This window comes from Bacillus sp. LR--39 (genome assembly GCF_053613335.1).
Window position 1 is genome coordinate 1 of sequence record NZ_JBSIOT010001054.1, and the last position, 645, is coordinate 645.

General features: G+C 46.2%; 1 protein-coding gene. It reads left to right on the top strand.

The annotated features are described in order from the left end of the window. Window positions 1-645: phage tail tape measure protein (locus ACWHAR_RS28375; RefSeq protein ID WP_452088608.1), on the top strand; the 645-nt coding region annotated here is incomplete at both ends.

Below are 645 nucleotides of genomic sequence, written 5' to 3' on the forward strand. Positions count from 1 at the left end.
TTGGAGCTGTAACGCAATACACAGATGGTCAAGTAGCCGAAGGAATGCAGTATTTAGCCATGGCCGGTTATAAGACCAATCAAATCATCGGGGCAATGCCTGGGTTATTGGCAACTGCTGCAGCCGGACAAACCGATTTAGGTGTTACAGCTGATATTGTCTCAGACATCTTAACGGAGTTCCATATCAAAGCAGAGGACACTAACCGCGTTGCTGACGTTATGGCGTATACTTTCACCAACTCAAATGCCACCCTGCAGGAGATCGGCCAAACGATGAAATATGCTGCTCCCGCAGCAAAAACGGCAGGACTCAGCATGGAAGAATTAGCAGCAGCGACAGGCATTATGGCGAACAGCGGGATCAAAGCCGATATGGCAGGAACAGCTTTGCGAGCTACATTAACTCGTTTAGCTTCTCCACCAAAACAAGCCGGAAATGCGATAGATGAATTAGGTTTGAAAGTAACCGATTCGACAGGGAAAATGCGACCACTTGCAGACATCATAGGGCAAATCAACGAGAAAACAAAAGATTATACCGAAACTGAAAAAATTCGGATTGCCAAACAGCTTGCCGGACAGCATGCTCTATCAGGCTTCATTACTTTAATGCACGCTGGAAAGGATAAACTCCAAGACTTCA